This window comes from Phenylobacterium sp. (assembly GCF_041691455.1).
In the GTDB taxonomy this organism is placed as follows: Bacteria; Pseudomonadota; Alphaproteobacteria; order Caulobacterales; family Caulobacteraceae; genus Phenylobacterium.
In genome coordinates this window covers 1-2186 of sequence record NZ_JBEPUO010000076.1, presented here as the reverse complement: position 1 = coordinate 2186, position 2186 = coordinate 1, and the positions used below count along the sequence as shown (strand labels likewise).

1 protein-coding gene and 1 pseudogene are annotated in these 2186 nt (G+C 67.8%); both read left to right on the top strand.

The genetic code is table 11. From position 1 onward, the window contains the following. A pseudogene (locus ACESMY_RS23635) lies at positions 1 to 996 on the top strand (transposase); the annotation flags it as partial. Positions 997 to 1016: 20 nt separating this feature from the next. Further along, positions 1017 to 1745, top strand: a complete 729-nt coding sequence (gene istB, locus ACESMY_RS23630) for an IS21-like element helper ATPase IstB (protein ID WP_372787091.1) — start codon at positions 1017 to 1019, stop codon at positions 1743 to 1745. Positions 1746 to 2186 lie beyond the last annotated feature (441 nt).

Genomic DNA, 2186 nt, shown 5'->3' with positions numbered 1-2186 from the left:
GCCTACCCCCGCGAGACCCAGGAGATGGTGTTCGACGCCCACGACAAGGCCTTCAGCTTCTACGGCGGGGTCTGCCGGCGCGGCATCTACGATAACATGAAGACGGCGGTCGACGCGGTGTTCGTTGGCCGGGCGCGCACCTACAACCGGCGCTTCCTGCAGATGTGCTCGCATCATCTGGTCGAGCCCACCGCCTGCACGCCGGCGTCCGGCTGGGAGAAGGGCCAGGTCGAGAACCAGGTCGGCACGATGCGCGACGTGCTGTTCAGGCCCCGGCCGAGGGTCAAGACGCTGGAGGAACTGAACGCCTGGCTCGAGGACCAGTGCCGCGCCTACGCCCAGCGCACGCGCCATCCGCTGTTCAGGGACCGGACCATCTGGGAGGTGTTCGAGGAGGAGCGCGCCGCCCTGGCGCCGTTCGTGGGCCCCTTCGCCGGCTTCAGCGAGAAGCCGATGCGCGCCACGACCACCTGCCTGATCACCCATGACCGTAACAGGTACAGCGTCGACGCCCGGGCCGCCGGCCGCGGCGTGCTGGTGCGCGCCTATGCCGACCGCATCGTCGTGCTGCTGGCCGACGAGGTCGTCGCCGACCATCCGCGCAGCTTCAAGCGCGAGCAGTTCATCTACGACCCCTGGCATTACCTGCCGGTCCTGATGCGCAAGCCCGGCGCGCTGCGCAACGGCGCGCCGTTCAAGGACTGGGACCTGCCGCCGGCCCTGGCCAAGGTCCGCGCCAAGCTGTGTGGCCATGCCGATGGCGACCGGCAGTTCGTCAAGATCCTCGCCGCCGCGCCCGATCATGGCGTGGCCGCCGTGGAATCGGCCTGCGCCGAGGCGCTGCAGGCCGGCATCGCCAGCGGCGACGTGATCGTCGCCATCCTCGCCCGCCAGCGTCAGCCGCCGCCGGCGCCCAGCATCACCACACCCGACGCGCTCAAGCTCAAGGCCGAGCCGATCGCCGACTGCGCCCGATACGACGCCCTCCTCAACAGACCAAGGATGCACGCGACATGATGGAACGACACCAGATCATCGAGGCCATGACCAGCCTCAAGCTCTACGGCATGCGCGCCAGCTTCGACGAGATCGCCGGCAAGGGCCTCGTTCGCCGCGAGGAACTCTACCCCCTCCTGGCCAGTCTGATCCGCGCCGAGGTCACCCATCGCCAGTCCCGCTCGATCAACTACCGCATCAGCGGCGCCAGGTTCCCGGTGCTGAAGGACCTCGACGACTTCGTCTTCGCCGACACCCCCGTCGACGAGGGCCTGGTCCGCGAGCTGGCTAACGGCGACTTCGTGGAAGCCAAGCGCAACCTCATCCTCATCGGCGGCACCGGCACCGGCAAGACCCATCTGGCCATCGCCATCGCCGCCGCCGTGATCCGCGCCAGGGCCCGCGGCCGCTTCTTCAACCTCGTCGATCTGGTCAACCAGCTCGAACAGGAAAAGGCCGCCGGCCGCAGCGGCCGCCTCGTCGAGACCCTGCTGCGCCATGACCTGATCATCATCGACGAGCTCGGCTACCTGCCCTTCAGCCAGGCCGGCGCCCAGCTGCTCTTCCACCTGATCAGCAAGCTCTACGAGAACACCTCAATCGTCATCACCACCAACCTCGCCTTCGCCGACTGGCCCCAGATCTTCGGCGACGCCAAGATGACCACCGCCATGCTCGACCGGCTCACCCACCACTGCGACATCGTCGAGACCGGCAACGAGAGCTGGCGGTTCAAAAACCGAGCCTGATCCGCCCACGCCTCGGGTGCGCCCGCCGGCTACGCGCTGCGCTCCGCCAAGGGCTCCGCGCTACGCCGCCGGGCGACTGCCAACGCCACCGCCCAGGGGGCTAACATTCAAAGCGAAAGGGGGGACAACATTGGGTGCGAATTGACAACTGAAGTGACCGCCCGGCTGATCGCCAACCCCGATCTCGGCCGCTCAGGTGGACCTGGCCGAGGGAGTCGCTCGCCCGGCGCCATTGTCGGGTTTGCGCTTGACTTAACGGCAATCGGCGCGCTCCTTTCGTAGGCGGTAGAGTTCGCTGACGGGCGCCCGGCCGGGCCGCGACCGTAGTGACGCTTACAATTCCCGGATGTTCCAGTCGGTTTCGCCCCTCCGCGCCCGCGCGCTGGGCGATCCGGGGGCACTGTCAGAGCAAATTCTATACTGGGATGTTGCGTGCTCGGT

Bases quoted from the DNA above. Each gene is read 5' to 3' on its own strand.
- istB (WP_372787091.1), top strand. From the start codon at position 1,017: ATGGAACGACACCAGATCATCGAGGCCATGACCAGCCTCAAGCTCTAC.